This window comes from Cupriavidus sp. 10L43_2 (genome assembly GCF_056395265.1).
This window is the reverse complement of the sequence record NZ_JBFTJE010000024.1, coordinates 61,917-87,000: the sequence shown is the minus strand read 5'-3', so window position 1 is coordinate 87,000 and position 25,084 is coordinate 61,917. Positions and strand designations below refer to the sequence as shown.

General features: G+C 68.5%; 21 protein-coding genes and 1 pseudogene. 12 read left to right on the top strand and 10 right to left on the bottom strand.

All coding sequences use genetic code 11. The features are described 5' to 3' along the window. Positions 1-210 (top strand): annotated as a pseudogene (locus tag AC1DEL_RS25485) (hypothetical protein); the annotation flags it as partial. Between the two features lie 27 nt (positions 211-237). Here the strand turns inward: AC1DEL_RS25485 and AC1DEL_RS25480 are convergent. The 5 genes from AC1DEL_RS25480 to AC1DEL_RS25460 form a co-directional block, all read right to left on the bottom strand. After that, on the bottom strand, positions 238-1,317 hold the full coding sequence (locus tag AC1DEL_RS25480) for a glycosyltransferase (RefSeq protein WP_477105464.1): 1,080 nt from the start codon (positions 1,315-1,317) through the stop codon (positions 238-240). A 90-nt stretch (positions 1,318-1,407) separates the two neighbouring features. Further along, a complete protein-coding gene (locus tag AC1DEL_RS25475; RefSeq protein WP_477125962.1) occupies positions 1,408-2,628 on the bottom strand; it encodes a phage tail protein in 1,221 nt (406 codons plus the stop codon). Between the two features lie 296 nt (positions 2,629-2,924). Continuing rightward, positions 2,925-5,159, bottom strand: coding sequence for a phosphocholine-specific phospholipase C (locus AC1DEL_RS25470; protein WP_092296478.1), 2,235 nt, complete (start codon positions 5,157-5,159; stop codon positions 2,925-2,927). 44 nt (positions 5,160-5,203) lie between these two features. Next, on the bottom strand, positions 5,204-5,368 hold the full coding sequence (locus AC1DEL_RS25465) for a hypothetical protein (RefSeq protein WP_177219952.1): 165 nt from the start codon (positions 5,366-5,368) through the stop codon (positions 5,204-5,206). Between the two features lie 123 nt (positions 5,369-5,491). Beyond that, a complete protein-coding gene (locus AC1DEL_RS25460) occupies positions 5,492-5,815 on the bottom strand; it encodes a hypothetical protein (RefSeq protein WP_092296475.1) in 324 nt (107 codons plus the stop codon). Positions 5,816-6,098: 283 nt separating this feature from the next. On the opposite strand from AC1DEL_RS25460, the gene AC1DEL_RS25455 reads away from it, so the two are divergent. The 3 genes from AC1DEL_RS25455 to AC1DEL_RS25445 are packed head-to-tail and all read left to right on the top strand — an operon-like array spanning position 6,099 to position 12,204. Next, the gene (locus AC1DEL_RS25455) at positions 6,099-8,117 is read left to right on the top strand and encodes a lactonase family protein (protein ID WP_477125961.1); all 2,019 of its coding nucleotides are present in this window, start codon (positions 6,099-6,101) and stop codon (positions 8,115-8,117) included. A gap of 45 nt (positions 8,118-8,162) precedes the next feature. Next, positions 8,163-10,160, top strand: a complete 1,998-nt coding sequence (locus AC1DEL_RS25450; RefSeq protein WP_477125960.1) for a lactonase family protein — start codon at positions 8,163-8,165, stop codon at positions 10,158-10,160. 46 nt (positions 10,161-10,206) lie between these two features. After that, complete coding sequence (locus AC1DEL_RS25445) at positions 10,207-12,204, top strand: lactonase family protein (protein ID WP_477125959.1); 1,998 nt, start codon at positions 10,207-10,209, stop codon at positions 12,202-12,204. A gap of 12 nt (positions 12,205-12,216) precedes the next feature. Here the strand turns inward: AC1DEL_RS25445 and AC1DEL_RS25440 are convergent, their stop codons facing one another. The 3 genes from AC1DEL_RS25440 to AC1DEL_RS25430 are packed head-to-tail and all read right to left on the bottom strand — an operon-like array spanning position 12,217 to position 15,490. Continuing rightward, positions 12,217-12,966, bottom strand: a complete 750-nt coding sequence (locus AC1DEL_RS25440; protein WP_092296463.1) for a Coq4 family protein — start codon at positions 12,964-12,966, stop codon at positions 12,217-12,219. Positions 12,967-12,998: 32 nt separating this feature from the next. Further along, complete coding sequence (locus AC1DEL_RS25435; RefSeq protein ID WP_441593170.1) at positions 12,999-13,967, bottom strand: alpha/beta fold hydrolase; 969 nt, start codon at positions 13,965-13,967, stop codon at positions 12,999-13,001. Continuing rightward, a complete protein-coding gene (locus AC1DEL_RS25430) occupies positions 13,964-15,490 on the bottom strand; it encodes a flavin-containing monooxygenase (protein ID WP_477125958.1) in 1,527 nt (508 codons plus the stop codon). The genes AC1DEL_RS25435 and AC1DEL_RS25430 overlap by 4 nt, the downstream gene beginning before the upstream one ends. A 73-nt stretch (positions 15,491-15,563) precedes the next feature. Here AC1DEL_RS25430 and AC1DEL_RS25425 point away from each other — a divergent pair, with 73 nt between their 5' ends. The 3 genes from AC1DEL_RS25425 (at position 15,564) to AC1DEL_RS25415 (ending at position 18,168) form a co-directional block, all read left to right on the top strand. Then, on the top strand, positions 15,564-16,193 hold the full coding sequence (locus AC1DEL_RS25425; RefSeq protein WP_477125967.1) for a TetR/AcrR family transcriptional regulator: 630 nt from the start codon (positions 15,564-15,566) through the stop codon (positions 16,191-16,193). 83 nt (positions 16,194-16,276) lie between these two features. Then, a complete protein-coding gene (locus AC1DEL_RS25420; RefSeq protein ID WP_092296451.1) occupies positions 16,277-17,200 on the top strand; it encodes a bifunctional helix-turn-helix transcriptional regulator/GNAT family N-acetyltransferase in 924 nt (307 codons plus the stop codon). After that, on the top strand, positions 17,197-18,168 hold the full coding sequence (locus AC1DEL_RS25415; RefSeq protein WP_477125957.1) for a DMT family transporter: 972 nt from the start codon (positions 17,197-17,199) through the stop codon (positions 18,166-18,168). The genes AC1DEL_RS25420 and AC1DEL_RS25415 overlap by 4 nt, the downstream gene beginning before the upstream one ends. On the opposite strand, the gene AC1DEL_RS25410 is transcribed toward AC1DEL_RS25415, so the two are convergent. Next, positions 18,091-18,966 carry a LysR substrate-binding domain-containing protein gene (locus tag AC1DEL_RS25410; protein WP_092296448.1) on the bottom strand — a complete coding sequence of 292 codons (876 nt, stop codon included), beginning with the start codon at positions 18,964-18,966 and terminating at the stop codon, positions 18,091-18,093. The two genes, AC1DEL_RS25415 and AC1DEL_RS25410, sit on opposite strands and share 78 nt — an antisense overlap. 96 nt (positions 18,967-19,062) lie before the next feature. Between AC1DEL_RS25410 and AC1DEL_RS25405 the strand changes: the two genes are divergently transcribed. Genes AC1DEL_RS25405 through AC1DEL_RS25385 form a run of 5 tightly spaced genes read left to right on the top strand, consistent with a single transcriptional unit; the run spans position 19,063 to position 24,103 of the window. Next, positions 19,063-19,941: an HpcH/HpaI aldolase/citrate lyase family protein gene (locus AC1DEL_RS25405; protein WP_454757846.1), complete on the top strand. Its 879-nt coding sequence runs from the start codon at positions 19,063-19,065 to the stop codon at positions 19,939-19,941. Between the two features lie 49 nt (positions 19,942-19,990). Continuing rightward, positions 19,991-20,986, top strand: coding sequence for a tripartite tricarboxylate transporter substrate binding protein (locus tag AC1DEL_RS25400; RefSeq protein WP_092296442.1), 996 nt, complete (start codon positions 19,991-19,993; stop codon positions 20,984-20,986). A gap of 26 nt (positions 20,987-21,012) precedes the next feature. After that, positions 21,013-22,221, top strand: coding sequence for a CaiB/BaiF CoA transferase family protein (locus AC1DEL_RS25395; protein WP_092296439.1), 1,209 nt, complete (start codon positions 21,013-21,015; stop codon positions 22,219-22,221). A 28-nt stretch (positions 22,222-22,249) separates the two neighbouring features. Next, positions 22,250-23,104 carry an amidohydrolase family protein gene (locus AC1DEL_RS25390; protein ID WP_477125966.1) on the top strand — a complete coding sequence of 285 codons (855 nt, stop codon included), beginning with the start codon at positions 22,250-22,252 and terminating at the stop codon, positions 23,102-23,104. A gap of 33 nt (positions 23,105-23,137) precedes the next feature. Continuing rightward, a complete protein-coding gene (locus AC1DEL_RS25385) occupies positions 23,138-24,103 on the top strand; it encodes a tripartite tricarboxylate transporter substrate binding protein (RefSeq protein ID WP_477159213.1) in 966 nt (321 codons plus the stop codon). Here the strand turns inward: AC1DEL_RS25385 and AC1DEL_RS25380 are convergent. Continuing rightward, positions 24,075-25,022, bottom strand: coding sequence for a 2OG-Fe(II) oxygenase (locus AC1DEL_RS25380; RefSeq protein WP_477125956.1), 948 nt, complete (start codon positions 25,020-25,022; stop codon positions 24,075-24,077). The two genes, AC1DEL_RS25385 and AC1DEL_RS25380, sit on opposite strands and share 29 nt — an antisense overlap. Positions 25,023-25,084: the final 62 nt, after the last annotated feature.

Here is a 25,084-nt window from a genome sequence, read left to right as displayed (position 1 = left end):
TGGATAGCGCTGGTGTCGAGAGACGCATCGAACCCTATCCTCAAGTGGTTCATGTCCCCATTCCACGTCTTCTTCTTTATTGGCCGTCTTGTCCACCGCGCCACAAGCAAAGTGCCACTCTGGCCCGCCGATGTCGAAGCCGCCTGCCGGATCGCGCCGAGCGATCCGTACGTGCGGGATTCCAGTACGAACCCGAAGGGGTATCGCTGAAGCGCCCTAGGGGAACCAGAGGGAGGGTTACATCCCGTAATACGGCCGATTCGCCTCGATTCGGGCGCGCTCAGACTCGGGGAACGCCCCTTCGGCGAGCAGCCGGATCAGCGCGGCGCGGCCTTGTTCCTGGGCGCCGATGTAGTAGGCGCAGACCGTCAGCTCGTCCAGCGCACGCCAGCGGTAGACCGAGGTATCGACGAACAGCGCGTCGGTGGGGAGCGGCATGGCCGCCGCCTGCTGGGCGTAGAGGTGCCCGAGCGCGTATTCCCCGCGCTGGCGGTGCCAGCGGGCGAGGTCGCACAGGGGCTCGGCGCGGGTGGGGCGGGCCTGATAGGCGGCCAGGTAGGCCGTGGTCACCGTCTCGTCCGGCGCGCCGTCCAGCGCGAGCATCGCCGCGCACTGGTAGGTGGCGAACCACTGCTCCTCGTCCCATCCCCCCATGGCGGCCCGCGCGCGGTAGTGGCGCAGGGCGTCCGCCGGCCGGCCAGCGTCCCGGCAGCTTTGGGCGAGGTAGAAACGGTAGCGCGTGTTGTCCGGGGCGTCGGCCACGGCGCGCTCCAGCACCTCGATATCGCGCAGATAGGTGTTCGGGTCGCGGGCCCGCGCGCCGTCGCGCGAGACCACGATGGATGGGCCCTGCAGGTCGTCCCAGACCGCCGGGGTATCGCAGGTCAGGTATTCGTGGATCACCCCTTCCCAGCGCCACGGCACCCCCGCCCGCACCAGCGCGTTGCGCTGGTACTGCCAGCCGCTCAGTTCGCAGCGCAGCCGGTAGCCATCCGTGCCGAGCGCCGGCCAGCGGAAGCCGTCCGGCACGCCCAGCATTTCGTCGGCATCGATGAACAGGATGTAGTCGTCCGGCTGGCACTGTGCCCGGGCCAGTGTGAGCGCCTCGTTGCGGTTGTGGGCGAAGTCGCGCCAGGGCCGCTCGTGCACCGCGCCCGGCAGGCCCGCCATGCACGCGGCAATGCGCTGCTGCGTGCCATCGGTGGAGCCGGTATCGACGATCAGCCAGCTATCGATCCATGGGCGCACGGACGCGAGGCAGCGCGCGATGACCGGCGCCTCGTTCTTGACGATCATGTTCAGGCAGATGCGTGGCATGGAGCTTGGGGTGGGGTGGGGTGGGTTGGGTGGCGCATCTTGCGGCCACGGCGGCGTGGGCTGCCGTGGCCGGAGGCGGTGCTGCTGCCGTCAGATGTGCTGCGGGAACAGCCCCTCGGTACAGATCATATAGGTCAGGTTCGCCGGCGCCTGGCCAGTCAGGTTCGGCAGCGCGAAGTTCGTCGTGCCGTCGCCGCCATACGTGGTGCCGATGAGCGAGAACAAGGCCGTATAGGTCCAGATCGGCAGGAGCTGGCCCTTGGCGACCATGCCGCCCAGCTCGTAGTTCTCCGGGTAGGGCAGGGCGGTCAGCCAGACCTCGCCGAGCGTGCACACGCCGGTTGCGCCGTCCTGGCCTTGATTGCCTTGCGGGCCCTGGGCACCGGTTGCGCCGGTGGCACCCGTTGCACCGGTTGCCCCCGTGGCGCCGGCCGCGCCCGTGACACCCGTAGCACCAGTGTTGCCGGTCGGGCCTTGCGGGCCGGACGGGCCGGTGATACCCGTGGCGCCGGTGGCCCCCGTGGCACCCGTCACACCAGTGGGGCCTGCCGCGCCAGTGGTGCCGGTGGCACCCGAGGGGCCGGAGGCGCCGGTGCTGCCCGTCGCCCCAGTCGCACCCGTGGCGCCAGTCGGCCCGGTTGCGCCCGTGGCACCCGCGGCGCCCGGACTGCCCACATCGCCACGCGCCACGTCCTGCGAGATCGCGCCCAGCGAGGTCTGGCGGGCGGCCAACTGCATGGCGAGGGCTTCGAGCTTGTCGTCATAGGCATCGCCAAACACCGGCTTGAACGGCTGGTTCAGCAGGTTCAGGCCGCTGGTGTCCACGCCCAGGTTGACCAGACGGGCGCGCACGAGGGTGAGCACCGAGGCCAGGTTGGACTGCATCAGGCTGGCCAGCGTGGGGTTGAACGCGTTGAACACCGTGCCGGTGTCGGGGTTCTGCGCGGCGCCCGCGACCACCAGTTCCGTGATCGGCGTGATGTTGGTCGTGCCGGGACCTTGAATGTAGGAATGCAGCGTCAGCCCGGCGGGGCCGGTCACGCGCGCCACGCAGGGCAGCGCCAGACCGGCGGACGAAACCGACCATGCACCGTTGGCGTCACTCGTGGTCGAGGCCGTGCCAGCGGCGCAGCGCAGATCGACGGCGCCGTTCTGGACCGGCGCGCCGGTGGCCGCCGTGCCCGAGAGCGTGGCCGCCGCCGGGGCAGCCGCCGCCGGGGCGCTGGTGCCCGCATCGTCGCCGCCGCCGCAGGCGGTCAGCAGTTGGGCCGTGGCCATGGAAAGGGCGAGCGCCCACCGGTTCTGTTTCATCGTATTCCCCTGAAATGGCGCGTCGCCGGCGTGTGAGTTGCCGGTCCGGAGCCTGTTATGTATCGAACGTGTGTTGAACGGAAAGGCCGTGACCAAACGGCCGTGGCGTGCGCCGGGTGGAGCCACCCGTCACGCCGGGCGTGATGATATGTCAACAAACCCGGAATATCTGCCACCGATAAGGGGCAAGTGCGGAGTGCTGGGACTTGCGGGAGGTCGGGGGATGCACATGCGGGGTGTGTGACGTTTAAGCCTCCTGTCACAGCCCCGCATGGCTATTGCGGATTAAAAGCTGCTCAGACCGTGCCCATCGCCGGGTCGGTGATGGTGTGCTGGCCGGTTTCCACGCGGCCGGCAAAGCGGCGGTAGTACGCGCTGTCGTGCGGGGTCGTCACGGCGAAGTCGTACCACTGTCCGCTGTCCTTCAGCGACCAGTGCAGCGTCTGCGTGCCGCCGGCAGCCACCGTGGCTTCCCACGGACCGTCCGTGCGATAGGCCAGCGGGGCCACGCGGAAGGTGCAGGCGGCCTTGCCGGTGTTCATCAGGTCGACGTAGACGTCGCCATTGGCGATGTCATAGCAGACGCGCACCTCCGCCACACCGAGCGCGCCGCCCAGCACCGTCGTATCGCCCTTGAAATGGCGATGGAAACCGTTCGGGCCGAGCACCCACAGGTCGTACTGGCCCGGCGCGGCGGCCGACGTGCTCCAGCTATCGGACAGATTCTTGCCTGCCTCCACCATGTAGCGGCGCGGAATGCTGTTCAGGTCGTTGCGGTCGTACACGTGGAACACGGCCGCCTGCGTGCCCGAGTTGGCGAACAGGATCTCCACCTGGCCGTTCACATGGGCGCGCGCGCTGGCGTGCAGCTCGTAGGGCAGGGCGCGCGACGGACGCGTGCCGGTGGCCTGCTCCGGCAGGTTGATGTCGGAGGGCACCGGCACGGCCGGCAACGCCTGCTGGGCCACGCGCAGGGCGTCCGCCGCAGCGCGCGAGCCGCGGCCGGCGAGCGTGGGCAGCGCCTCGCTGTTCGGCGTCTTGAAATTGAACGCCGAGGTCAGGTCGCCGCAGACCGCGCGGCGGAACGGGCTGATGTTGGGCTCCTGCACGCCGAAACGGGCCTCCAGGAAGCGCAGCACCGAGGTGTGGTCGAACACCTGCGAATTGACCCAGCCGCCCCGGCTCCACGGGGAAATCACGAACATCGGCACGCGCGGGCCCGGGCCGAACACGCGGCCATCGCGGGCCGGCTGGCTGGTGCTGCCTACCGGCGGCGACTGCGTGTAGTACTCGGCGGCCATGTCGGCATCGGTCAGCGTGGTCTTGCCGGCCAGCGTGCTGTCGGCATTGCGCGACGGGGCGGACGGCGACGGCACGTGGTCGAAGTAGCCRTCGTTCTCGTCGAAGTTGACCAGCAGCACSGTCTTGCTCCAGACGTCCGGATTGGCGGTCAGCGCGTCCAGCACTTCCTGGAGGAACCACGCGCCCTGCACGGGCGTGGACGGCCCCGGGTGCTCGCAGTAGATCGACGGCGCGTTGATCCACGACACCGCCGGCAGCTTGCCATTGGCGATGTCCTGCTTGAAGGCGTCGAGGTACTGCTCCGGCTGGGTGCCCGGCAGCGTGTTGGCCACGCCCTTGTAGAGCGGATTGGCGGCGTTGTCGGTGGCCGCGTCATAGGCCTTGTACGGCACGGCCTGCCCGGTGTTGGTGTACGGGGCGCCCGGCGAGCCGCCGCTGGACACCGGGAAGCCCGAGTTCAGGTTGGCGCGGCGGAAGGTCTGGAACGCGCCCAGCATGTTGTCGCCCCATTCGTCGGGCATGTTCTGGTAGCTGATCCAGTTGATGCCGGCTTCCTCGAGCCGCTCGGCGTAGGTCTTCCATGTGTAGCCGATGTTGGCGTCGGCGGCCACGCCGTTGATGGCATCCCACTCGTTGTTCACGAAGGCCCGGTTCAGCGGCATCGCGCCGTTGGTGCCGGTCATGTGGAACGAGCGATTGGCGTCGGTGCCGGTGTGCATCGCGCAGTGGTAGGCATCGCACAGCGTGAAGGCGTTGGCCAGCGCGAACTGGAACGGGATCTCCTGTTCCTTGAAGTAGCCCATCGACGTGTCCGTCTTGGCCACCGGCCAGCGCGACATGCGGCCGTGGTCCCAGGCGGCCTGGCTGTCCGACCAGGCGTGCGGCGTGCCGGCCGTGCGCTGGGCGTTGTTGGCGGCGCCGTTCAGGTGGTACGGCGTGATCAGCGAGCCGTTGGTGCGCGCCTGCTGCCAGACGTTGCGGCCACTGGGCATGGGGATGGTCAGGCGGTCGCCAAACCCGCGCACGCCGCTGAGCGTGCCGAAGTAATGGTCGAACGAGCGGTTTTCCTGCATCAGGATGACCACGTGCTCCACATCGGCGATGGTGCCGGTGGCGTTATTGGCCGGAATGGCCAGCGCGCGGCGGATGCTGGGCGGAAAGGCGGCCAGGGCGGCGGCGGAGAAAGCCGTGCCCATGCTCGCCTGCAAGAACTTGCGGCGGGAGATCATTGTTCGGGTTCTGGAGTGTTGGAGAGAGGTGCCGTCAGGGACGGTCAGGGCGCGCAGCGCTTGTCCGGGGCCGGCGCGGAGGCGGGCGGCGGATCGCCGGCGGGCGGCTGGCTCGGGCTGGGCTTGTTGTCGTCGCCGCCGCAGGCGGCCAGCAGCAGCGCGGCAAGGCACGCGGCCGCGAGGGCGGTCGTCAAACTGGCTTGTTTCATGGGGTCAGGGCTGGTTGGATCGGGTCTGCCACATCAGCAGACCCGCAAGCCTATGTGTCAGGAATGACACAATCGTGACCTTTGCTGCATTAGGGTGATCTGTGCAGCACGCGGGGGAGACGCCTACAACGGTCCTCGAAGTGACTTGAGTCCCACCCAGATCACGCCGATCACCACATTGATCGGCACGCTGAGCACGCTAGGGACGTAGAAGATGGCCGACAGCGCGGGCGCGCTCATCATGGATTCGGCGATGCCCCCGAGGGCGAACAGGATCAGGCCGCACCAGAGCCAGCGCCGCATATAGGTGGGCAGCCAGTGGGCGCGCGACTGGTTGAAGCGCCACGCCGCCGCGCGCTCGAACAGGTCGCCCCGGCTGGCGTCCTTGAACAGCCAGCCGAAGAAGAAAAAGCGGTACAGCAGCGTGCGAAACGCAAGCTCTTGCATGATGCGCGGGGCAGCCGGGCTGCCAGGTTGCCGATTCAAGAAAACGGGGCTTCCTGACGTAATAGGCCGAATAGGCGGGTTTCGCAATATGGATGCGAGCCCGGGAAAACGGCGCCCCAAAATGGGGACCGGGTTGGGCTGCAACCCGGGTTTTCCCCGTGGGCGTTACGCCCGCTAGTCCCCCCATTTGGGGACAGTCAAAACGTGACAGCGCTGTTACAGTCGCGCGCAATGCACCGGTCAACAAGGCCGGGCGAAACATCAAAAAAAACGGGTTGGGTCCATGCTTTCACACTTCTCCGCCGGCGCACGCGCGTTCGGCGTCGCCTTGCTTGCCGCCGCGGTGCTCACCGCCTGCGGCTCCGATGACAACACCACGCCGGCCCCCTCGGCCACGCCAGCGGCGACCAGGGTGGTGGTCGACACGACCAGCGCCCAGCCAGTGGCGGGCGGCACGCTGACGCTGAAGGCGACCCTGCTGGCCGCCGATGGGAGCGAGGTCAAGGGCGCCAGCTTCGCCTGGACATCTTCGGACGAGTCGGTCGCCGGGGTCACGGCGGCTTCGGACAAGGCGCCGGCGGGTGTTTCGGCCTCGGTCTTCGTCGGTACCTACGCCACCGTGCAGACCCGGAATGCCGGGGAAGTCGATATCACGGCCACCGCGACGCTGGCCGATGGCAGCCGCGCGACGTCCGTCACCCATCTGGTGGTGCAGGCCGCCCCGGCAAAGTCCTACACGCTGACCCTGTCGCCGTCGAATCTGACCGTGACGGCTGGCGCAGCGGCGCAGACGGTGTCCGCAGCCGTACGGCGTTCGGATGGTGTCGATGGGATCGCCGATCTGACCAACTGGTCGTGGACTACCGGCGACGCCACCTTCCCCGTGACGACGGCAGCGGACGGCCATTCGGCGCAAGTCAGCAGCCCATCCTCGGCCACGTTGGCTGGCTCGGCGGTGCTCGCCGCCTGCGCGGATGCTCCCACCGGCACCCGCCTGTGCGCCAATGCCGCGCTGGCTCGCCCGGCCACGCCGCCGCCGCCCACCTACACCCTGGGTGGCACGGTGTCCGGACTGGCGGCTGGCAAGAGCCTGCTGCTGGCAGGCCCCAATGGCGATTCGCTGGCGATCAGTGCCGACGGCGCCTTCACGCTGCCCACCGCGCTGGCCGCCGCCTCGGCGTACAGCGTCACCGTGACCGGCCACCCCGCCGGCCAGACCTGCACCGTGCAGAACGGCGTAGGCACCATCGCCGCCGCCAACGTCACCAACGTGGGCATTACCTGCGTGCAGGCGCAGTTCGCGGTGGTGCCAAACAGCATGGGCTCGACGATTTCGGTCTATCGGATCGATCCCGGCACCGGGGCGCTCTCGGACGTGCCGGGCAGCCCGTTCACCACCACCCGGCCGGTCACCGACATCGCCTTCCTGCCGGACGGGTTGGTGGGCTATGCGGTTATGGCCAATGACAGCGCGGTCGAGGCCTACCAGCTGAACCCTGCCACCGGCGCGCTGAGCGTCATCCCCGGCACGAACATGCCGACCGACCCGGGTCCGGAGGTCGTCGCCGTGCACCCCTCGGGCAAGTGGCTGATCATTGGCGCCGGCCGGTCTGTCATGCCGTACAGCCTCGATCCCGTCACCCACGCGCTGTCGCTTCGGCTTGGGTATATCAGCGGCGACCTGGCAGGCCGTACGTCAGGGATCGCCGTGTCGTCGGACGGGCAGTATGTCTATTCGGTGAACACCGGGACCGGCGAGATCTGGTCCATGCCCTTCGATACGTCGCTGGGCAACCTTGGCTTGCCCAGCGTCAGGCAAACGACTGGCTTGGGTACGCGCGGGGCGGCGCTGTCGGCCGATGCGAACTTCCTGTACTTCGTGGGCATGACCGCCAACCTGCTTGGCGCCGGCGTGATCGATGCTGTCAACCGTGCCGTAGGCGCGATCGGGTTCTCCTCCTCGGGCATGTTCCAGCCGACCGACGTCGTCCTCGCCCCGTCGGGCCCGTTTGCCTATGTCTTGACCGGGGGGGCGCTCACCACCAATCAAATTCAAGTGGTTCGGCGCGATCTCACGACGGGTCTGATTGACCGGGACCTGGGGGCCACGCCGACTGGCGTCAATGGGCAACGCCTAAGCATGGATCCGAACGGCCGCTTCCTGTACACGCCGTCTTTCGTCGGCCTGGTGTACGGCTTTGCCATCGACGCGACCACTGGCCTGCTGACGCCGGTGCCGGGCAGTCCGTTCCGCACGGGTATCGGCAATATCGGCATGGCCATTGTGCAGCCGACGCCATAAGCCAGTCGGCTCCCCACCATTCAAGACAACTACGGGTCAGGTTTCATGTTCCTTCGTCTTCCTGCCGGCGCGCGCTCGCTCGGCATTGCCTTGCTTGCCGCCGCGGTGCTTGCCGCCTGCGGCTCCGATGACAACGCCGCGCCGGCTCCCTCGGCCACGCCAGCGGCGACCAAGGTGGTGGTCGACACCACCAGCGGCGCGCCGGTGGCTGGCAGCACCTTGACGCTCAAGGCGACGCTGTTGGGTGCCGATGGCAGCGAGGTCAAGGGCGCCAGCTTTGGCTGGACGTCTTCCGATGAATCGGTCGCCGTAGTCACGGCGGCTTCGGACAAGGCGCCGACGGGGGTCTCGGCCTCGGTGTTCGTCGGCACCTATGCCACGGTGGAGACCCGGAACGCCGGGGAAGTCGATATCACCGCCACGGCCACACTGGCCAATGGCAGCCGAGCGACCTCGGTCACCCATCTGGTCGTGCAGGCAGCACCGGCGAAGTCGTACACGCTGACGCTGTCGCCGTCGAACCTGACCCTGACCGCTGGCGGGGCGGCGCAGACCGTGATCGCAGCCGTGCGCCGCTCGGATGGGGTCGATGGGATCGCCGACCTGACCAACTGGACTTGGACCACGGGCGACGCCACCTTCCCCGTGACGCAGGCAGCGGACGGCCATTCGGCGCAAGTCAGCAGCCCATCCTCAGCCACGCTGGCCGGCTCCGCCGTGCTGGCAGCCTGCGCCGATGCCCCCACCGGCACCCGCCTATGCGCCAATGCCGCGCTGGCTCGCCCGGCCACGCCGCCGCCGCCCACCTACACCGTGGGTGGCACGGTGTCCGGACTGGCGGCTGGCAAGAGCCTGCTGCTGACAGGCCCCAATGGCGATTCGCTGGCGATCAGTGCCGACGGCGCGTTCACGCTGCCCACCGCGCTGGCCGCCGCCTCGGCCTACAGCGTCACGGTGTCCGGCCAGCCTGCCGGCCAGACCTGTGCCGTCCAGAATGGCAGCGGCACCATCGCCGCCGCCAACGTCACCAACGTGGCGATCACCTGCGTGCAGGCCCAGTTCGTGGTAGTGGCCAACCGCGGAGACCGGACCCTGTCGGTCTATCGGATCGACCCCGTTACCGGCGCGCTGGCCGCCGTGCCGGACAGCCCGTTCCCGACGGTGAACCAGGTCAACGACATCGCCTTCCTGCCGTCCGGCCGGGTGGGCTATGCGGTGATGGTGGATAACAACACGATCGTCCCCTTCCAGCTGGATGCCGCCACCGGCAGGCTGACCATGATTGCGGCGGCGAGTGCCCCGACGCCGCTCGCGCCTCAGGTCGTCGCGGTGGATCCGACAGGCCGGCATCTCTATGTCGGCGGCCTAGGTACGCTGGCGAGCTTTGCCATCAATCCCGTGACGCAAGCCGCGGAGTTGACGTCAAGCCTGTCCCCAGGCGGATCGGCCAGTGCGGGCGGGGTCGCGGTGTCCGCCGACGGGCAGAACGTCTATGCCACGAGCATCGCGACGGACGCGTTGTGGCACGCTCCCGTCAGTGTGGCGACGGGCTCCCTTACGTTCGCCTACACCCGATCATCGCTTGGCTCACGGCCGATGGGGACGGCCCTGTCACGCGATGGCAGCGCGCTGTACTTCGCTAACCTGGACACCAATAGCTTCGGTAGCTGCACGCTCGATGCCACAGGGGCGATTACGAGCGTCATGGACATGCTGATTGGGGTGTCGCGTCCCATCGACGTCGCTGTCACGCCGTCGGGCCAGTTTGTCTATGTCCTTGGTACAGGGAGCAACAATATCCAGACGATGCGGATCGACCCCATGTTTGGCCCCTTGCCGCTCGCCATCACGCCCGCCAGCATCAGCGGCCAGCGTCTGCGGATCGAGCCGAACGGGCGCTTCCTGTACACGCCGTCCCTCAACGGCACGCTGTACGGCTTCGCCATCGATGCAGGCAGCGGCGCGCTGACACCGGTGCCAGGCAGTCCGTTCGCCACGGGCAACGTCAACGCTGCCATGGCGATTGTCCAGCCGGCGCCATAGGCCAGTCGGATCAAACCATTCCAATCACATTACGGGGTCGGGTTCCATGTTCCTTCGTCTTCCTGCCGGCGCACGCGCGCTCGGCATTGCCTTGCTTGCCGCTGCGGTGCTCACCGCCTGCGGTTCCGATGACAAGGCCGCGCCGGCCCCCTCGGCCACGCCAGCGGCGACCAAGGTGGTGGTCGACACCACCAGCGGCGCGCCGGTGGCTGGCAGCAGCTTGACACTGAAGGCGACCTTGCTGGCCGCCGATGGGAGCGAGGTCAAAGGCGCCAGCTTTGCCTGGACGTCTTCCGATGAATCGGTCGCCGTAGTCACGGCGGCTTCGGACAAGGCGCCGACGGGCGTCTCGGCATCGGTATTCGTCGGCACCTACGCCACCGTGCAGACCCGGAACGCCGGGGAGGTCGACATCACCGCCACGGCGACGTTGGCCGATGGCAGCCGCGCTACCTCGGTCACCCATCTGGTCGTGCAGGCCGCGCCGGCAAAGTCATACACGCTGACCCTGTCGCCGTCGAACCTGACCCTGACCGCTGGCGGGGCGGCGCAGACCGTGACCGCAGCCGTGCGGCGCTCGGACGGTGTCGATGGGATCGCCGACCTGACCAACTGGTCTTGGACCACGGGCGATGTCACCTTCCCCGTGACGCCGGCAGCGGACGGCCACTCGGCACAGGTCAGCAGCCCGTCTTCGGCCAGGCTGGCCGGCTCGGCCGTGCTGGCCGCCTGCGCGGACGCCCCCACGGGCACTCGCCTGTGCGCCAACGCCGCGCTGGCGCGTCCGACCGCGCCGCCGCCTACCTACAGCGTCGGCGGTACGGTCACCGGGCTGGCGGCGGGCAAGAGCCTGACGCTTTCCGGCGTGAATGGGGATACGGCGGTTGTCAGCGCCAACGGCGCCTTCACCGTCTCCAGCGGGCTGGCCGATGCCACGCCCTACAACGTCACCGTGTTCGCCCAGCCGGCCGGCCAGACCTGCACGGTGCAGAACGGCAGCGGCACCATCGCCGCCGCCAACGTCACCAACGTGGCGATTACCTGCGTGCAGGCGCAGTTCGTGGTGGTGCCCAATAACATCGATCTGACGATTTCGGTCTATCGGATCGATCCGAATACCGGCGTGCTGGCCGCCGTGCCCAACAGTCCGTTCCCGAGCGTGAACCAGATCAACGACATCGCCTTCCTGCCCTCGGGACTGGTGGGCTATGCGATAGCGGGGGACAACAGCACGGTCGTCGGATTCCGGCTGGACCCGGTCACCGGCGCGCTGGCGGCCATCCCCGGGGCGACGGCCCTGACCCTGCCGGGTCCGGAGGTTATCGCCATGCACCCGTCCGGCAAGTGGCTGTTTGTTGGTGGGCTCGTATCCGTGGCAACGTATGGCATCGACGCCGCGACGTACGCGCTGACGCCTTCGACCACGCAGCCGAGCGGCATGTCGAGTGTCACGACGGGGCTCACCGTGTCCCCGGACGGCCAGTATGTCTACGCGATGAACGCCATGCCGGACCTGCTCTGGAGCATGCCTTTCGATGCGATGACCGGTGTCCTGTCCACGCCGAACACCGCGCCGAGCCTTGGCGCCCGGCCGGGCGGGGGCGCCGTGTCTGCCGATGGCCGTTCCCTGTTCTTCGCGAACCTTTTCAGCAATTCGCTCGGCATCGGCCTGATCGACACCAGCACTGGGATGGTCGCGGCGGTCGCGGACTTCCCGACGGCCGCGGCCGGGCCGACCGATGTCGCGCTCGCGCCTTCGTTCGCCTATGTCCTTGGCTCGATGAGTAACAGCATCGAAGTGTTCCGTCGCAATCTCGCGACGGGGTTGGTCGACTTCAGTGTCGGGAGCACGCCCGCCAGCGTCACCGGCCAGCGCCTGCGGATCGAACCGAACGGCCGCTACCTCTACACGCCGTCCTACACGGGGCCGGTGTATGGATTCGAGATCAATGCGACGACTGGCTTGCTGACGCCGCTGCCGGGCAGCCCATTCGCCTCGGGCAGGGGCAATGTCGGCATGGCGATTGTGCAGCCTACGCCATAAATCGGCGGCTCGTTACGCTGTCCAGGCCTGCGCCGGGTTGCAGGCCAGGTAGCGCGCCGGTTCGGCAATCCCGAGCCGGGCGCGCGCCGCGTCCATCGGCTCGTGCAGCAGGGTTTCGTAGTCTTCCCCCAGCAGCCAGCCGGCACGGCGGCCCCGGCGGTAGCCTTCCAGCACCGCGCGGGCGAAGGCCGTGCTGCGCGAGACGCGCAGGCTTTTCAGGGCGGCGGCCACGGCGATGAAGGCCCAGCCGGTGCCGCCGGTCTGGGCGTAGCTGAAGGCCACCAGCGCCGCCTCGCCCAGGCTCTCATCGGCGCGATAGCCGGTCAGGACGTGCCAGATGTCGTGGATGTCCCGCGTGCGGCGCCCAAACCACAGATAGGCGTCCTCCATCACCGGCTCCTGGTTCAGGTTCGACACCTTGGCCAGTCCATCGGCGCTATAGCCGGTCTTTTCCAGAAATTGCCGATAGGCAGCGCCCACCGTGCCCGGCGCGAAGCTGGCGATAAAGGCCGGGTCGGTGAGCCGCTCGGCCAGTTCGATGCGCTGGTAGGCCAGCCGCCGCCCCTGCCGCGTACTGAGCAGGCGGCGGTAGTTCTTCGGCATGGCGGGGCCGTTCAGCGCCCGCATGATGAGGAAGACCTGCTCGGTGTCGTTGCCGTCCGCCAGCAGTTTGCGCACGGCGCGGAAGGCGGTGAGCAGGTCGCGCTGGTAGGGATCGGACGCAGTCGAGGGGGCGGGAGAGGGGGAAGCGGAACTGGCCATGGCAGGCTCCTCGGTCATCACGGGCAGGAAGGTCAGGCGGGCACCGCCGCGCGCAGGCTGGCGGCGGCGTTACGCACGAAATCAACACTGGCCTCGACGGCCGTCACCGGCAGCATATGCCCGCCGGCCACCAATGTCAGCCGGGCTGCCGGCAGCTTGGCGACCAGCGCCTCGCCGTTCTCGCGGTAATCGAGAATGCGGTCCTCGCGGCCGAACAGGATGCTGACCGGCATCTTCAGATCGCCATAGGTCGGCAGCAGCGGCGGCAGGCTGTGCGCCACGCCGTGCAGGTCTTCGGACGCCCCGAGGAAATGGCCGGGCCGCAGCCCCAGCAGGCCGCCGCCGCGCGTGGGGAAGTCCGCTGGCGCCGCGTCCGGGCCGAAGACGACCTCCATGACCTGCTCGCGGTTGCGGATCGACATCGGAATCAGCAGCGTCCAGGCGATCAGCTTGCGCATCAGCGCGCTCTGCATGGCCATCGCCTTGAACACCGGCGAGACCACCTCGGGCGGATGGGTGAGCGGGGCGATCAACGCCAGCCCGCCCACGCGCGCCGGGTGATAGGTGGCCAGCGCCAGCGCGATGGCGCCGCCGAGCGAATGGCCGACCACCAGCGGCTGCTCCAGCCCGAGATGGTCAATCAGCGCGGCGAGCGTGTCGGCCTGCGCGCGCAGGTCCGCCGGGGCGCCGGGCGTGCGGGTGGAGTAGCCGGCGCCGGGGCGGTCCACCGCAATCACGCGAAAGTCACGCGCCAGCGGCGCGATCATGCCGTAGTCGAAATTGGCGAGCTGACCGGCCAGGCCGTGCACCAGCAGCACTGGCTGCCCCTCGCCACGCTCCACCACGTGCAGGCGGGCGCCGGGCACCTCGACGAACCGGCCGGTGGGCGGCAGGGCCGCCTCGATCTTGCGTGCCGTGCGCCAGGTGAACAGGAACAGCAGCGCCAGCGGTACCAGCACCACTATCGCTATGACGAGTACGAAAATCAGCAAGGCATTCATGATTGGGCTTCGGCGAGGGGGTCTTGGGTGGGCATCGTGGTGGCCTGCGTGGTGTCGAAGCGGAGCACGCCATCGTCGATGCGGCCATGGCGGATCGTCAGCATGTCCATCAGATAATTCTGATACACGCGCCACGGCTTGCGGTGGCCCTGGCGCGGCAGCACGGCGGCGGCGCGCTGCACGTAGCCGGAACTGAAATCGAGGAAGGGCACGCGCTGCACGTCCGGGTCCACCTGCGGCAGGGCGTAGCGATGGCCGTGGTGATCCATGTACTTGAGCAGCCGGCAGACGTACTCGGCGGTCAGGTCGGCCTTCAGCGTCCAGGACGCATTGGTGTAGCCGAAAGCCAGCACCAGGTTCGGCACGTTGCTCAGCATCATGCCCTTGTAGGCGAGCAGTTCGGACGGCCGGCGCGGCTGGCCATCCACATGGACGGCGATGTCCCCGAGCATGTTCAGCTTGAGCCCGGTGGCCACCACCACCAGATCGGCCGGCAGCGTCTGGCCGGACTTCAGCACGATGCCATCTTCGGTAAAGCGTTCGATCTGATCGGTGACGATGGAGGCGCGGCCGTTACGGATCGACTGGAACAGGTCGCCATCGGGCACCAGACAGACGCGCTGGTCCCACGGGTTGTAGCGCGGGGTCAGGTGCGTGGCGGCGTCGAAGCCCGGCTGGAGCTGCGCGGCGGCCATGCTGACCAGCCGCTGCTTGACCTTCTCGGGCCGGCGGCGGGCGAGCTGGAAGAAGAACATCCCCAGCAGCACGTTTTTCCAGCGCGTGGCGCGGTAGGCCAGCCGCTCCGGCAGCAGGCGCCGCAGCTTGTTGGCGATGGCGTCCTCGCCGGGGCGGGTCACGATATAGGTGGGCGAGCGCTGGAGCATGGTCACGTGCGCGGCGGTCTCGGCCATGGCCGGCACCAGCGTCACGGCGGTGGCGCCGCTGCCGATCACCACCACGCGCTTATCGGCATAGTCGATCGACGGATCCCAGAACTGCGGGTGCACCATCTGGCCCCGGAAGGTTTCCTCGCCCGGGAAGGCGGGGCGGTGCCCCTCGGCATAGCTGTAGTAGCCGGCGCAGACGTAGAGGAAGCGGGCGCGCAGCCGCACGCGGACGGCCGGAGTGGTGTTTTGCGCACGTTCGGCGTCGATGGTCCAGCAGGCGTCGCGGCTGTCCCACGCCGCGCCCACCACCTTGTGGCCGAAGCGGATGTGGGGCGTGATGCCGGCTTCCTCGGCGGTTTCCTGGATGTAGCTGAGGATGGACGGGCCGTCCGCAATGGCCTTGGCGCCGCGCCACGGCTTGAAGCGGTAGCCGAGCGTGTACATGTCCGAGTCGGAGCGGATGCCGGGATAGCGGAACAGGTCCCAGGTGCCGCCCAGGGTGTCGCGGGCTTCGAGGATGGCGAAGCGCTTGTCGGGGCAGCGCTGCTGGAGCTGGCGGGCGGCGCCGATGCCGGACAGGCCGGCGCCGACGATCAGGACATCGAGGACTGCGTCATCGGGAGTGGGGGCGGTCATGACGGGCATCCGGATCTTGGGAGTTCTGACAACATAGGTTGTCAGACGCCATCTGACAATAGGGAATGTCATACTGGCGCCCATGACTGCCGAGCTGATCCCCGCCCGCCGCTATCGCGGCGCCGAAGCCGAAGAGCGGCGCGCCCAGCGCCGCGCCCAGCTGATTGCCGCTGCCGTGCAGGTCTACGGCGAGCGCGGCTACCAGAACGCCACGGTCAAGGCCGTGTGCGAAGCCGCCGGCCTGACCGAGCGTTACTTCTACGAATCGTTCGCCAATAGCGAAGCGTTGCTGCTGGCTTCGTTTGAAACGGTCACGCACCGGTTGCTGTTGCGCATCGAACAGGCGGGCGAGGATGCCGGGGGCGATGGCGAGCATCGCGCGCTGGCTATCCTGCGTGCTTATTTCGGCACATTGCAGTGCGAGCCCCGCTCGGCCCGGGTGTTCCTGGTGGAGATCCGGGGCGTGAGCCGGTTGGTGGACGAGGCGCTGGGGCGGTCCCTGCGCGAATTCGGCGGACTGCTCGCCCGGACGCTGCTGCCGGGTGCGCCCGAGCCCGATCCGATGCTGCTGGCCGGCGTGGCGGGCGGCATCATCCACGTGGCGCTGCACTGGATTCGTCACGGCCATGTGCCGGAGGTGGATACGGTGGCCGCTACCGCGCTGCAGTTGGCGCTGGTACTGCGGGCAGTCGCGCGGGGCTGAATCGGCATTTCTTGATTTATTTGCTTGATTTGCTTGCCTTAAGCAACCAATAATTTGCCTCAGGCAAATAAATCGTCCCCGACATGTCTCCCAATCCGCAAGTTCTTGCGCGCGCGGAAACCGTGCGCCGCTTCAATCGCTTCTATACCCGCCAGATTGGCCTGTTGCACGAGCATCTGCTGGAAAGCGAGTTTTCTCTCACGGAAGCCCGGATCCTGTACGAGCTGGCCCATCGCACGGGCCTGACCTCGTCCGACCTGTGCCGTGAGCTGGGCCTGAACGCCGGCTACCTGAGCCGGGTGATCGCCGGTTTCGAGAAGCAGGGGCTGGTCGCCAAGACCCGCTCGCAGGCCGATGCCCGCGTCAGCGAGCTGGCGCTGACCGATGCCGGCCGGGCCACCTTCGAGGTGCTGAACCTGGCCTCGCGCAACGAGGTGACCGCGATGCTGGGCCGCATGACCGAGTCCACCCAGCAGCAACTGGTGGACGCCATGACGCAGATCGAAGCCCTGCTCGGCGAATCGACCCCGAGCTACATCCTGCGTGACCCGCAGGCGGGCGACATGGGCTGGGTCGTGCGCCAGCAGGCGGTGCTGTACACGCGCGAGTAYGGCTGGAATAGCGAGTTCGAGGCGCTGGTGGCGGAGATCGTCGCCAAGTACCTGCGCGACTACGACCCGAGCGCCGAGCGCTGCTGGATTGCGGAGAAGGACGGCAAGGCGGTGGGTTCGGTGTTCGTCGTGCGGCATGACGCGGAGACCGCCCAGCTACGTATGCTCTATGTGGATGCCAGCGCGCGCGGGCTGGGTATCGGCCATCGGCTGGTGGATGAGTGCCTGCGCTTCGCGCGCGGGGTGGGCTACAAGCGGATGATGCTGTGGACCAACGACATCCTCACCGACGCGCGCAAGATCTACGAAAAGGCCGGCTTCACGCTCGTGGAGGAAGAGGCCCATCACAGTTTCGGCAAGGATCTTGTCGGTCAGATCTGGGCGCGGGATCTGTGAGGGGCGACCCCTCGGCCATCGTCGCGGCCGCGCTGACTGGCATTCTGGTGGGCGCGGCGATGGTGTCGACCCGGGCGGTGTCGGCCGATGCGTCGCCAGCCACGTTGGCCTTCCTGCGCTATCTGATTGGCCTGTGCGTGCTGATCGGGCCGGCCTGGCTCGGCATGCGCGCCCGGACCCGCACCCGCTTTGCCCGGAAGGATGCGGCGGTGCTCGCCGGGCTGGGCGTGTGCCAGTTCGCCGTGCTGATCGTGCTGCTGAACCACGCGCTCGGCGTGCTCTCGGCCGCCACCTGCGCGCTGGTTTTCTCGACCATGCCGCTGTTCACGATGCTGCTGGCCGTGCTGAGCGGGCAGGAGGCGTTCAGCCTGCCCAAGCTGACGGGGCTGGTTTGCGCCGTCTCGGGCGTGGCGGTGTTGCTGCATGGGGCGCCCCTCGGTGCCGTCGGCGGCGGCACACACCTTGGTGCGATGGCCGCGCTGATCGGGGCGACCGTGATCGGCGCCGTGAGCAGCCTGTTGGTTCGGCCCTTGCTGCAGCGCTATCCCGCCTTGCCGACCAGCGTGCTGGCGATGTGCGCGGCGGTGGTGTTCCTGCTGGCGCTCTGCGCGACGACCGGGCAGCCGCTGTGGCCGTCCCTGTCGTTGACGCAGTGGGGGCATGTCGCGTTTATCGGGCTGTCCAGCGGCGTGGGGTACTTTTGCTGGCTCTGGGCGCTGACGCGGCTGGAAGCGAGCCGGGTCGTCGGCTTCCAGGCGCTGGGGCCGGTGGCGGCGGCGGTGCTGGAACTGCTGGTGGGTCGCCAGTGGCCGTCGGGGTCGTTGCTGGTGTCGATTGCGCTGGTGGTCAGCGGGCTGCTGATCACCCAGCAGGGCCGCACGGTCGCGCGATCAGGTACCCGCCGCCAGCCGGGCCTGCTCGAGGAAGGAGCGGATCACGCTGGCCCCGGGCGACGTCCGGCGCCATAGCAGGCCGAAGCGGCGCGGCTCCGGCTCGATCGGCAGATGGAGCTTGGCGATATGGAGCCCGGCGGTCAGCGGCGAGGCGATGTCCGGCACCAGCGACACCCCGAGCCCACGGTCCACCATCATGGCGATGGCCAGCAGCGAACTCAGCTCGAAGCGCTCCTGCGCGGGCGTGATGCCGGCCCGGCGCAGGTAGTCGCTGGCCTGCTTGCCGCCGCCCAGGCTGCGGTCATAGCGGATCAGGGGCCGGGTGCGCAGGAGTTCGTGCGGATCGGCGTCGCGGTCCTGCGCCGGCGCCAGTACCACCAGCGGCTCCTGCCGCAGCAAATCCCAGGCGAAGGTCTTGGGAAGGGCGAAGGGCGGATGCAGGCAGACGGCGGCATCGAGTGATTCATCCTTCACCGCATCGAACAATTCGTGGGACAGCGCCGAGCGGATATGCACCGACACCCCGGGGTGCACCGCCGCGAACCGCGCGAGCGCGTCCGGCAGCAGGCTGTGCAGCGCGGTGTTGATCGTGCCGATGCGCAGTTCGCGTACGGCGTCCGCCTGATTCACCCATCCCCTCAGTTCATCCACTTCCCGCAGCAGGGTCACGCAGCGCTCCGCCAGCCGTCGCCCGGACTCGGTGGGCGCCACGGTACGGCCGGCCCGGCCCAGCAACGTGGTGCCGAGTTGCCGCTCCAGCACCTGGATCTGCTGCGAGATCGCCGCCGGGGTCACATTGAGCCGCCGCGCGGCTTCCGCCAGCGTGCCGGTTTCTACCACCAGCGCGAAAGCCTTCAGGTAAGCGGTTTCCATAGAATTTCTAATGTACGAACGTAGTAAAGGATAGTTTATCTTTTTCATCGGTTCGCGGACACTGCCTGTCACCCCCACGGAGATACGGTATTCGCCATGAGAAGCAAGCTGTTCGTGCCCGGTTCACGCCCCGAGTTTTTCGCCAAGGCGCTGGCGAGCGATGCCGACGCGCTGTCGTTCGACCTCGAGGATGCGGTGGCCCAGGAGAAGAAGGGCGAGGCCCGGGCGCTGCTGTCCGGCCTGCTGCGCGCCGCCGAGACGCGCGCCAGCACCAAGACGCTGATCGTGCGCGTCAATGGTCTCGATACGCCACATTTCGAGGCTGATCTGGCGGCGGTGGTCGTGCCGGGTTTGCATCTGGTGAACCTGCCCAAGCCGGAAAGTGCCGATGACGTGCGCCGCGCGGCGGCGGCCATCGAACAGGCCGAACGGGCCAATGGGTTTGGCGATAGTGATGCGAAGGTCGGGCTGCTGCTGAATATCGAAACGCCCAAGGCACTGCGGCTGGCCGCCGAGCTGGCCGGCGCCCATCCGCGTGTGGCGGGCCTCCAGCTTGGGCTGGGCGACCTGTTCGAGCCGGCTGGCGTACATCGACGCAATACGGCGGCGATTGCCTCCGCCATGTTCGCCGTGCGGATGGCGGCCGCCGAGGCCAATGTCTATGCCTACGACACGGTGTTCGCCAATATCCGCGACACCGAGGGCTTCCGCGCCGAGGCCGAGATGTCCCGCCAGATGGGCTTCCTGGGCAAGAGCTGCATCCACCCGAGCCAGATCGCGCTGGCCAACGAAGTCTACCGGCCGTCCGACGAGGAAATCGCCCACGCGCTGCGCGTGGTGGTGGCTGCCGAGGAGGCGGACGCCAAGGGCGTGGGCGCCTATGTGGTGGACGGCAAGATGATCGATCCCCCGTTTGTGCGCCGCGCGCAGGCGATTGTCGAGATTGGCCGGAAGCTTGGATTGATCGCCGCCTGATCGGATTCCCCGCAGTATCTATATAAAAAACACACAGGAGACAAACACCATGACGAATCCATCGTCGCTGCGTGCCGTGGCATGCCTTGGCCTGACGGTTGCTGCAACGGCCGCGATCTCTGTGCCGGCTGTGGCCGTCGCCGAGGGCGCCTACCCCTCCAAGCCCATCACCCTGATCGTGCCGTACCCGCCGGGCGGCTCGAACGACATCTTCGCGCGCATCGTGGCCAAGGAGATCGGCGAGGAACTGAAGCAGCCCGTGGTCATCGACAACCGCCCCGGCGCGAGCGGCAACACCGGCACCGGCCTGGCGGCCAAGGCGGCGCCGGACGGCTACACGCTCGTCGCGGTGTCCTCCAGCATGACCACCAACGCGGCCATCCAGAGCAAGCTGCCGTTCGACGCCGTGAAGAGCTTCGCGCCGGTGGCGATGGTGGCCCACGGGCCGTTCATCGTGGCGGTCAGCAATGACTTCCCGGCCAAGACGCCGCAGGAGCTGGTCAACGCCATCCGCGCCAATCCGGGCAAATACAACTACGCGTCGTCCGGCCCGGGCAGCGTCAACCAGTTCGGCACCGAACTGCTCAAGGCGCAGGCCGGCAAGCTCGCCATCACCCACGTGCCGTACCGGGGCATGGGCCCGGCCGTGACCGACCTGATCGGCAACCAGACGCAACTGCTGATCTCCAGCGGGCCGTCGCTGCTGCCGATGGTGCGCGCCGGCAAGGTTCGCGCCGTGGGCATCACCAGCCTGAAGCCCAGCCCGATTGCGCCGGATCTGGTGCCGATGGCCACCGCCGTGCCCGGCTATGAGTTCGAACTCTGGTGGGGCTTCCTGGCGCCGGCTGGCACCCCGCCGGCGATTGTCGCGCGGCTCAACGCGGCGGTGAATCAGGCGCTGGCCAAGCCCGCCGTCAAGGAGGCGATCCTGAAGGAAGGCGCCGAGGTCACGCCCGGCACGCCGCAGAAGTTCGCCGAGACGATTGCCGCCGATGTGACCCGCTGGAAGGCGCTGGCCAAGCAGCAGAACATCGTCGCGGATTGAGTATTTAGAGATTTTTCGGAGTGAGTATGCAACCCAACACCAAGGGCCAGACCGAGGGCCAGGCGGGCGGTTTCGGCGCGCCACGGGCAGGACAGCCCGGTCCGCTGAGCGGCGTACGCGTGCTGGACCTGAGCGCCTATATCGCGGGGCCGTACGGCTGCTCGCTGCTGGCGGATCAGGGCGCGGACGTGATCAAGGTGGAGCCGCCCGTCGGCGACAACCTGCGCAAGTACCCGTCCACGCTGGAGACGGAGTCCCGCGCCTTCCTGGGCGTGAACCGCAGCAAGCTGGGCGTGGTGCTCGACCTGAAGGCTCCGGCCGATCTGGAGCGACTGCTGGCGCTGGTGCGCGAGGCCGACGTGCTGGTGCACAACTTCCGGCCCAGCGTGCCGGGGCGGCTGGGGATCGGCTACGCGCAGTTGGCCGCCGTCAATCCGCGCCTGATCTACTGCGCGGTCACCGGCTACGGCGAGGCCGGGCCGCTCAAGGACAAGGCCGGCTACGACCAGGTGCTGCAAACCATGACCGGCATGTGCACGCTGCAGGGCAAGCACGGCGGGCCGCCCGAGATCCTGTACGGCTCGGTGGTGGACTACTACGCCTCGGCGCTGGTGGCGGGCGGCGTGGCGTCCGCGCTCTATGAGCGGGAGAAGAGTGGGGTGGGGCAGTACGTGGGCGTGTCGCTGCTGCGGGCGGCGCTGACCATGCAGTCGGCCCGCATGGTCTGGGCCGATTCGGAGCCGCGCGACGTGGGGCGCGACATGCGCTCGGGCGGCATCACCGGCATCCATCCCACCCGGGACGGCTATCTCTACATCTCGGCCAACACCCCGCACTTCTGGCGCGCCCTGTGCGAGAAGACGGGTTTGGGGGAATTGCTCTCCACCGACCGCTACGACAGCGTGCGCAAGCGCGCCCAGCATCAGGGCGAGATCCTGCCCAAGCTGCACGCGGCCCTGCAGCAGCGGTCGGCGCTGGAATGGGAGGCCGAGTTCGGCGAGGAAGTGCCCTGCGCGGCGGCGCGCTCGGTGGAAGACATGTTCGATTTCCCGCAGGTGCTGGCCGAGGAGATGGTGACGACGTTCGATCACCCGGTGGTGGGCCGCTATCGCGGCTTCACGCGCGCCGTGAAGTTTGGCCGCACGCCGGGCCCGGAGCCGTTTGCCGCGCCGGCGCTGGACCAGCACGGGGACACCGTCCGCGAGGCGGCCGACCGGCTGGCTGGCCGTGGCTGAGGGGGAGACCGAGGCTGGCTTCCATCCCGTGCCGAACAGTTCGGCCAGCGCCGCGCCACGCAGCACGGCATGGCCGGACGCCTGCGACGCCCATCTCCATATCTACGACTCGCGTTTCCCGGCCATCGCCCCGGCTGTGGCCAACGCCACCGTGGCGGACTACCGGCGCGTGCAGGCGCTGCTGGGCACGCGTCGCGCGGTGATCGTCCAGCCCCGCTGCTACGGCACCGATCACAGCTGCACCCTCGATGCGATCCGCCAGCTTGGCCTCGCCAACACGCGCGGCGTGGGGGTGGTGCGGCCCGATGTGTCCGATGACACCCTGCAGGCGCTCCATGCCGGCGGTATCCGGGGCATCCGCTTCTCGTTGTACACCCCGGCCCACGCCGTGGTGGGCTTCGAGATGGTGGAGACGCTGGCGCACCGCATCGCCGAACTGGGCTGGCATCTGCAACTGCACTGGACCGCCGACCAGATCGTCGCCCATGGCGACCTGCTGGCGCGGCTGCCCACGCCGCTGGTATTCGACCATCTGGCCCGCCTGCCGCTGCCCGGCGGCACGGCGCACCCGGCGTTCGCGCTGGTGTCCAGGCTGCTGGCGGAGGGCCGTGCGTGGCTGAAGCTGTCGGGCGCCTATCTGGATTCGATGGTCGGCGCCGGCGGTGGGTATGCCGACATCGCGCCGGTGGCCCGTGCGTGGGTGCAGGCGGCGCCGGAGCGGCTCGTCTGGGGCAGCGACTGGCCCCATTCCACCGAGCCGCACGCCAAGCCGGACGATGCCTTGCTGTTCGACCTGCTGGCCGATTGGGCCGGCACCGAGTCGGCGCGCCGCCGCATCCTGGTGGACAACCCCGCCGCGCTGTACGGATTCGAGGCCGCGTAAGCCGGTCCATAGAACTCAAGAACGGAGACAACCATGAGCAAGACCCTGCAACGCCTCGGCAAGGCCGTGGCGACCCTGGCTGCGGCCGTGCCGCTCGCCGCTTTCGCCTTCCCGGACAAGCCCATCCGCATGGTGGTGCCGTACTCGGCCGGCGGCGGGGCGGACAACACCGCGCGGGTCGTCGCCCAGAAGGTGGGCGAACTCCTCGGCCAGACCGTGGTGATCGACAACAAGCCGGGTGCCGGCGGCGTGATCGGCGCGGACGCCGTGGCGAAGGCCCCGGCGGATGGCTACACGGTGCTCTACGACGCCTCGGCCTTCGCCGTGAACGGCGCGCTGCGCAAGCTGCCGTTCGACCCATCGGCCGATTTCATTCCGATCTCGCTGGTCGCCACGGCGCCCCAGATCCTCGTGGTGGCCATCAACGCGCCGTACAAGACCGTGGCCGAGTTCATCGCTGCCGCAAAGAAGACGCCCGGCAAGCTGACCTACGCGTCCGCCGGCGCTGGCACGGGTTCCCATCTGGCCGCCGAGATGTTCAACGAGCAGGGCAAGATCGAATTGCTTCACGTGCCATACAAAGGCGGCGCGCCGGCGCTGACCGATGTGATGGGCGGCCAGGTGGCGTCCTACTTCGGCAATACGGCCTCTACGCTCCAGTACRTGACCGGCGGCAAGCTGCGCGCGCTGGCGGTGACCTCGAAGACGCGCCTGAAGGCGCTGCCCGATACGCCGACGCTGGCCGAGAGCGGCATGCCGAACTACGAGGTGCTGGAGTGGAACGGCGTCTTCGTGCCCAAGGGCACGCCGCCGGACCGCGTGCAGACCATCGCGAACGCGGTGCAGAAGGCGGTGGCGGACCCGGCCGTGCGCGCCAAGCTCCAGCAGGCCGGGCTCGATCCGGTCGGCAACACGCCGCAGGCGTTCAAGAGCTTCCTGCACACCGAATCGACGCGCTGGCAGGCGCTGGTCAAGGCGCGCGGGATTCGGGTGGAGTAAGTTCCTGGCGCTCGGCTTCGGCGGCGTGCACGAAGCGCCGCTGCCGCATCCACTTCGTCGCCACCCATTTCTCGCCGGCCAGCACTTCGGCGGCTGCATGCAAGGTGCGGCCGTCTAGCTGGCCGTGGTCGTCGCAGTACTCGAAGTACAGCGCATTGCCCTTGCGCGGCACCACGGACAGGCCGATCTCGGGGAAGAGCGTTTCCCCGCCCGCCGGCACGTCGTTCAGGTAGATCACCATCGTGCTCACACGCTGCCCGCTGCGCGCAATCGACGCCTGATTGGCGGCGTTGTTCGGCATCAGGAAGTCGAAGTGCGGGCGGCTCTGCGCCCCCGGGGCGTAGCGCAGCACCTGCAAGCCCTCGCCGTTCTCCATCGGCATCTGCATCAAGGCTGAAATGCGGGCGTCGAGCGTAGCCAGCCACGGCGCCTCGGCCACGCGGAAGAACATGCCCTCGCTGGTGCGGTCCGGGCTCACGATGTGCTCGCCGGTGCGCGGATCGACAAGGGTCGATGGCGCGAGGCGAGGCCGCGCCGCCGCCATCAATGCATCGCACTCATCATGGCTGAGCACGCCTTCGAGCACGGCCACCACGGGGCGCTCGGTGCGGGATAGCACGGGTACGTCGCGGTCGCCACCGTGCAGCACCGACGCACGCGGCAGCCGGGGCTGGGCTGGCGCCGTGGCGGGGGCGGTGCGCTCCACCGTGATGCTGCCCTCCGGCAATGGCAGTCCCTCGCGCAGCACGCGGGCGAAAGCCTCCACCAGTTCGCGCGCCACGTCCGGCGCAAAGCGCTGCGCGGCCAGCGCGCGCACCAGTTCATCCGGACGGCCGCCGCGCTGCAAGGCCTGCACGATCCAGTCGCGCAACTCGGCGGTGAAATGCAGCGTGGCAAGCTGGCGCGGCGGGGTAGTCAAGGATTGGGGCGAGGCGTGCATGGGACGGCATGGGTAACGGGCGGCGCCAGTATCCCGGCATT

Coding starts and splice junctions, on each gene's coding strand:
- AC1DEL_RS25480 (WP_477105464.1), bottom strand. CDS start 1,317: ATGCCACGCATCTGCCTGAACATGATCGTCAAGAACGAGGCGCCGGTC.
- AC1DEL_RS25475 (WP_477125962.1), bottom strand. CDS start 2,628: ATGAAACAGAACCGGTGGGCGCTCGCCCTTTCCATGGCCACGGCCCAA.
- AC1DEL_RS25465 (WP_177219952.1), bottom strand. CDS start 5,368: ATGAAACAAGCCAGTTTGACGACCGCCCTCGCGGCCGCGTGCCTTGCC.
- AC1DEL_RS25460 (WP_092296475.1), bottom strand. CDS start 5,815: ATGCAAGAGCTTGCGTTTCGCACGCTGCTGTACCGCTTTTTCTTCTTC.
- AC1DEL_RS25455 (WP_477125961.1), top strand. CDS start 6,099: ATGCTTTCACACTTCTCCGCCGGCGCACGCGCGTTCGGCGTCGCCTTG.
- AC1DEL_RS25450 (WP_477125960.1), top strand. CDS start 8,163: ATGTTCCTTCGTCTTCCTGCCGGCGCGCGCTCGCTCGGCATTGCCTTG.
- AC1DEL_RS25445 (WP_477125959.1), top strand. CDS start 10,207: ATGTTCCTTCGTCTTCCTGCCGGCGCACGCGCGCTCGGCATTGCCTTG.
- AC1DEL_RS25440 (WP_092296463.1), bottom strand. CDS start 12,966: ATGGCCAGTTCCGCTTCCCCCTCTCCCGCCCCCTCGACTGCGTCCGAT.
- AC1DEL_RS25435 (WP_441593170.1), bottom strand. CDS start 13,967: ATGAATGCCTTGCTGATTTTCGTACTCGTCATAGCGATAGTGGTGCTG.
- AC1DEL_RS25430 (WP_477125958.1), bottom strand. CDS start 15,490: ATGACCGCCCCCACTCCCGATGACGCAGTCCTCGATGTCCTGATCGTC.
- AC1DEL_RS25410 (WP_092296448.1), bottom strand. CDS start 18,966: ATGGAAACCGCTTACCTGAAGGCTTTCGCGCTGGTGGTAGAAACCGGC.
- AC1DEL_RS25405 (WP_454757846.1), top strand. CDS start 19,063: ATGAGAAGCAAGCTGTTCGTGCCCGGTTCACGCCCCGAGTTTTTCGCC.
- AC1DEL_RS25400 (WP_092296442.1), top strand. CDS start 19,991: ATGACGAATCCATCGTCGCTGCGTGCCGTGGCATGCCTTGGCCTGACG.
- AC1DEL_RS25395 (WP_092296439.1), top strand. CDS start 21,013: ATGCAACCCAACACCAAGGGCCAGACCGAGGGCCAGGCGGGCGGTTTC.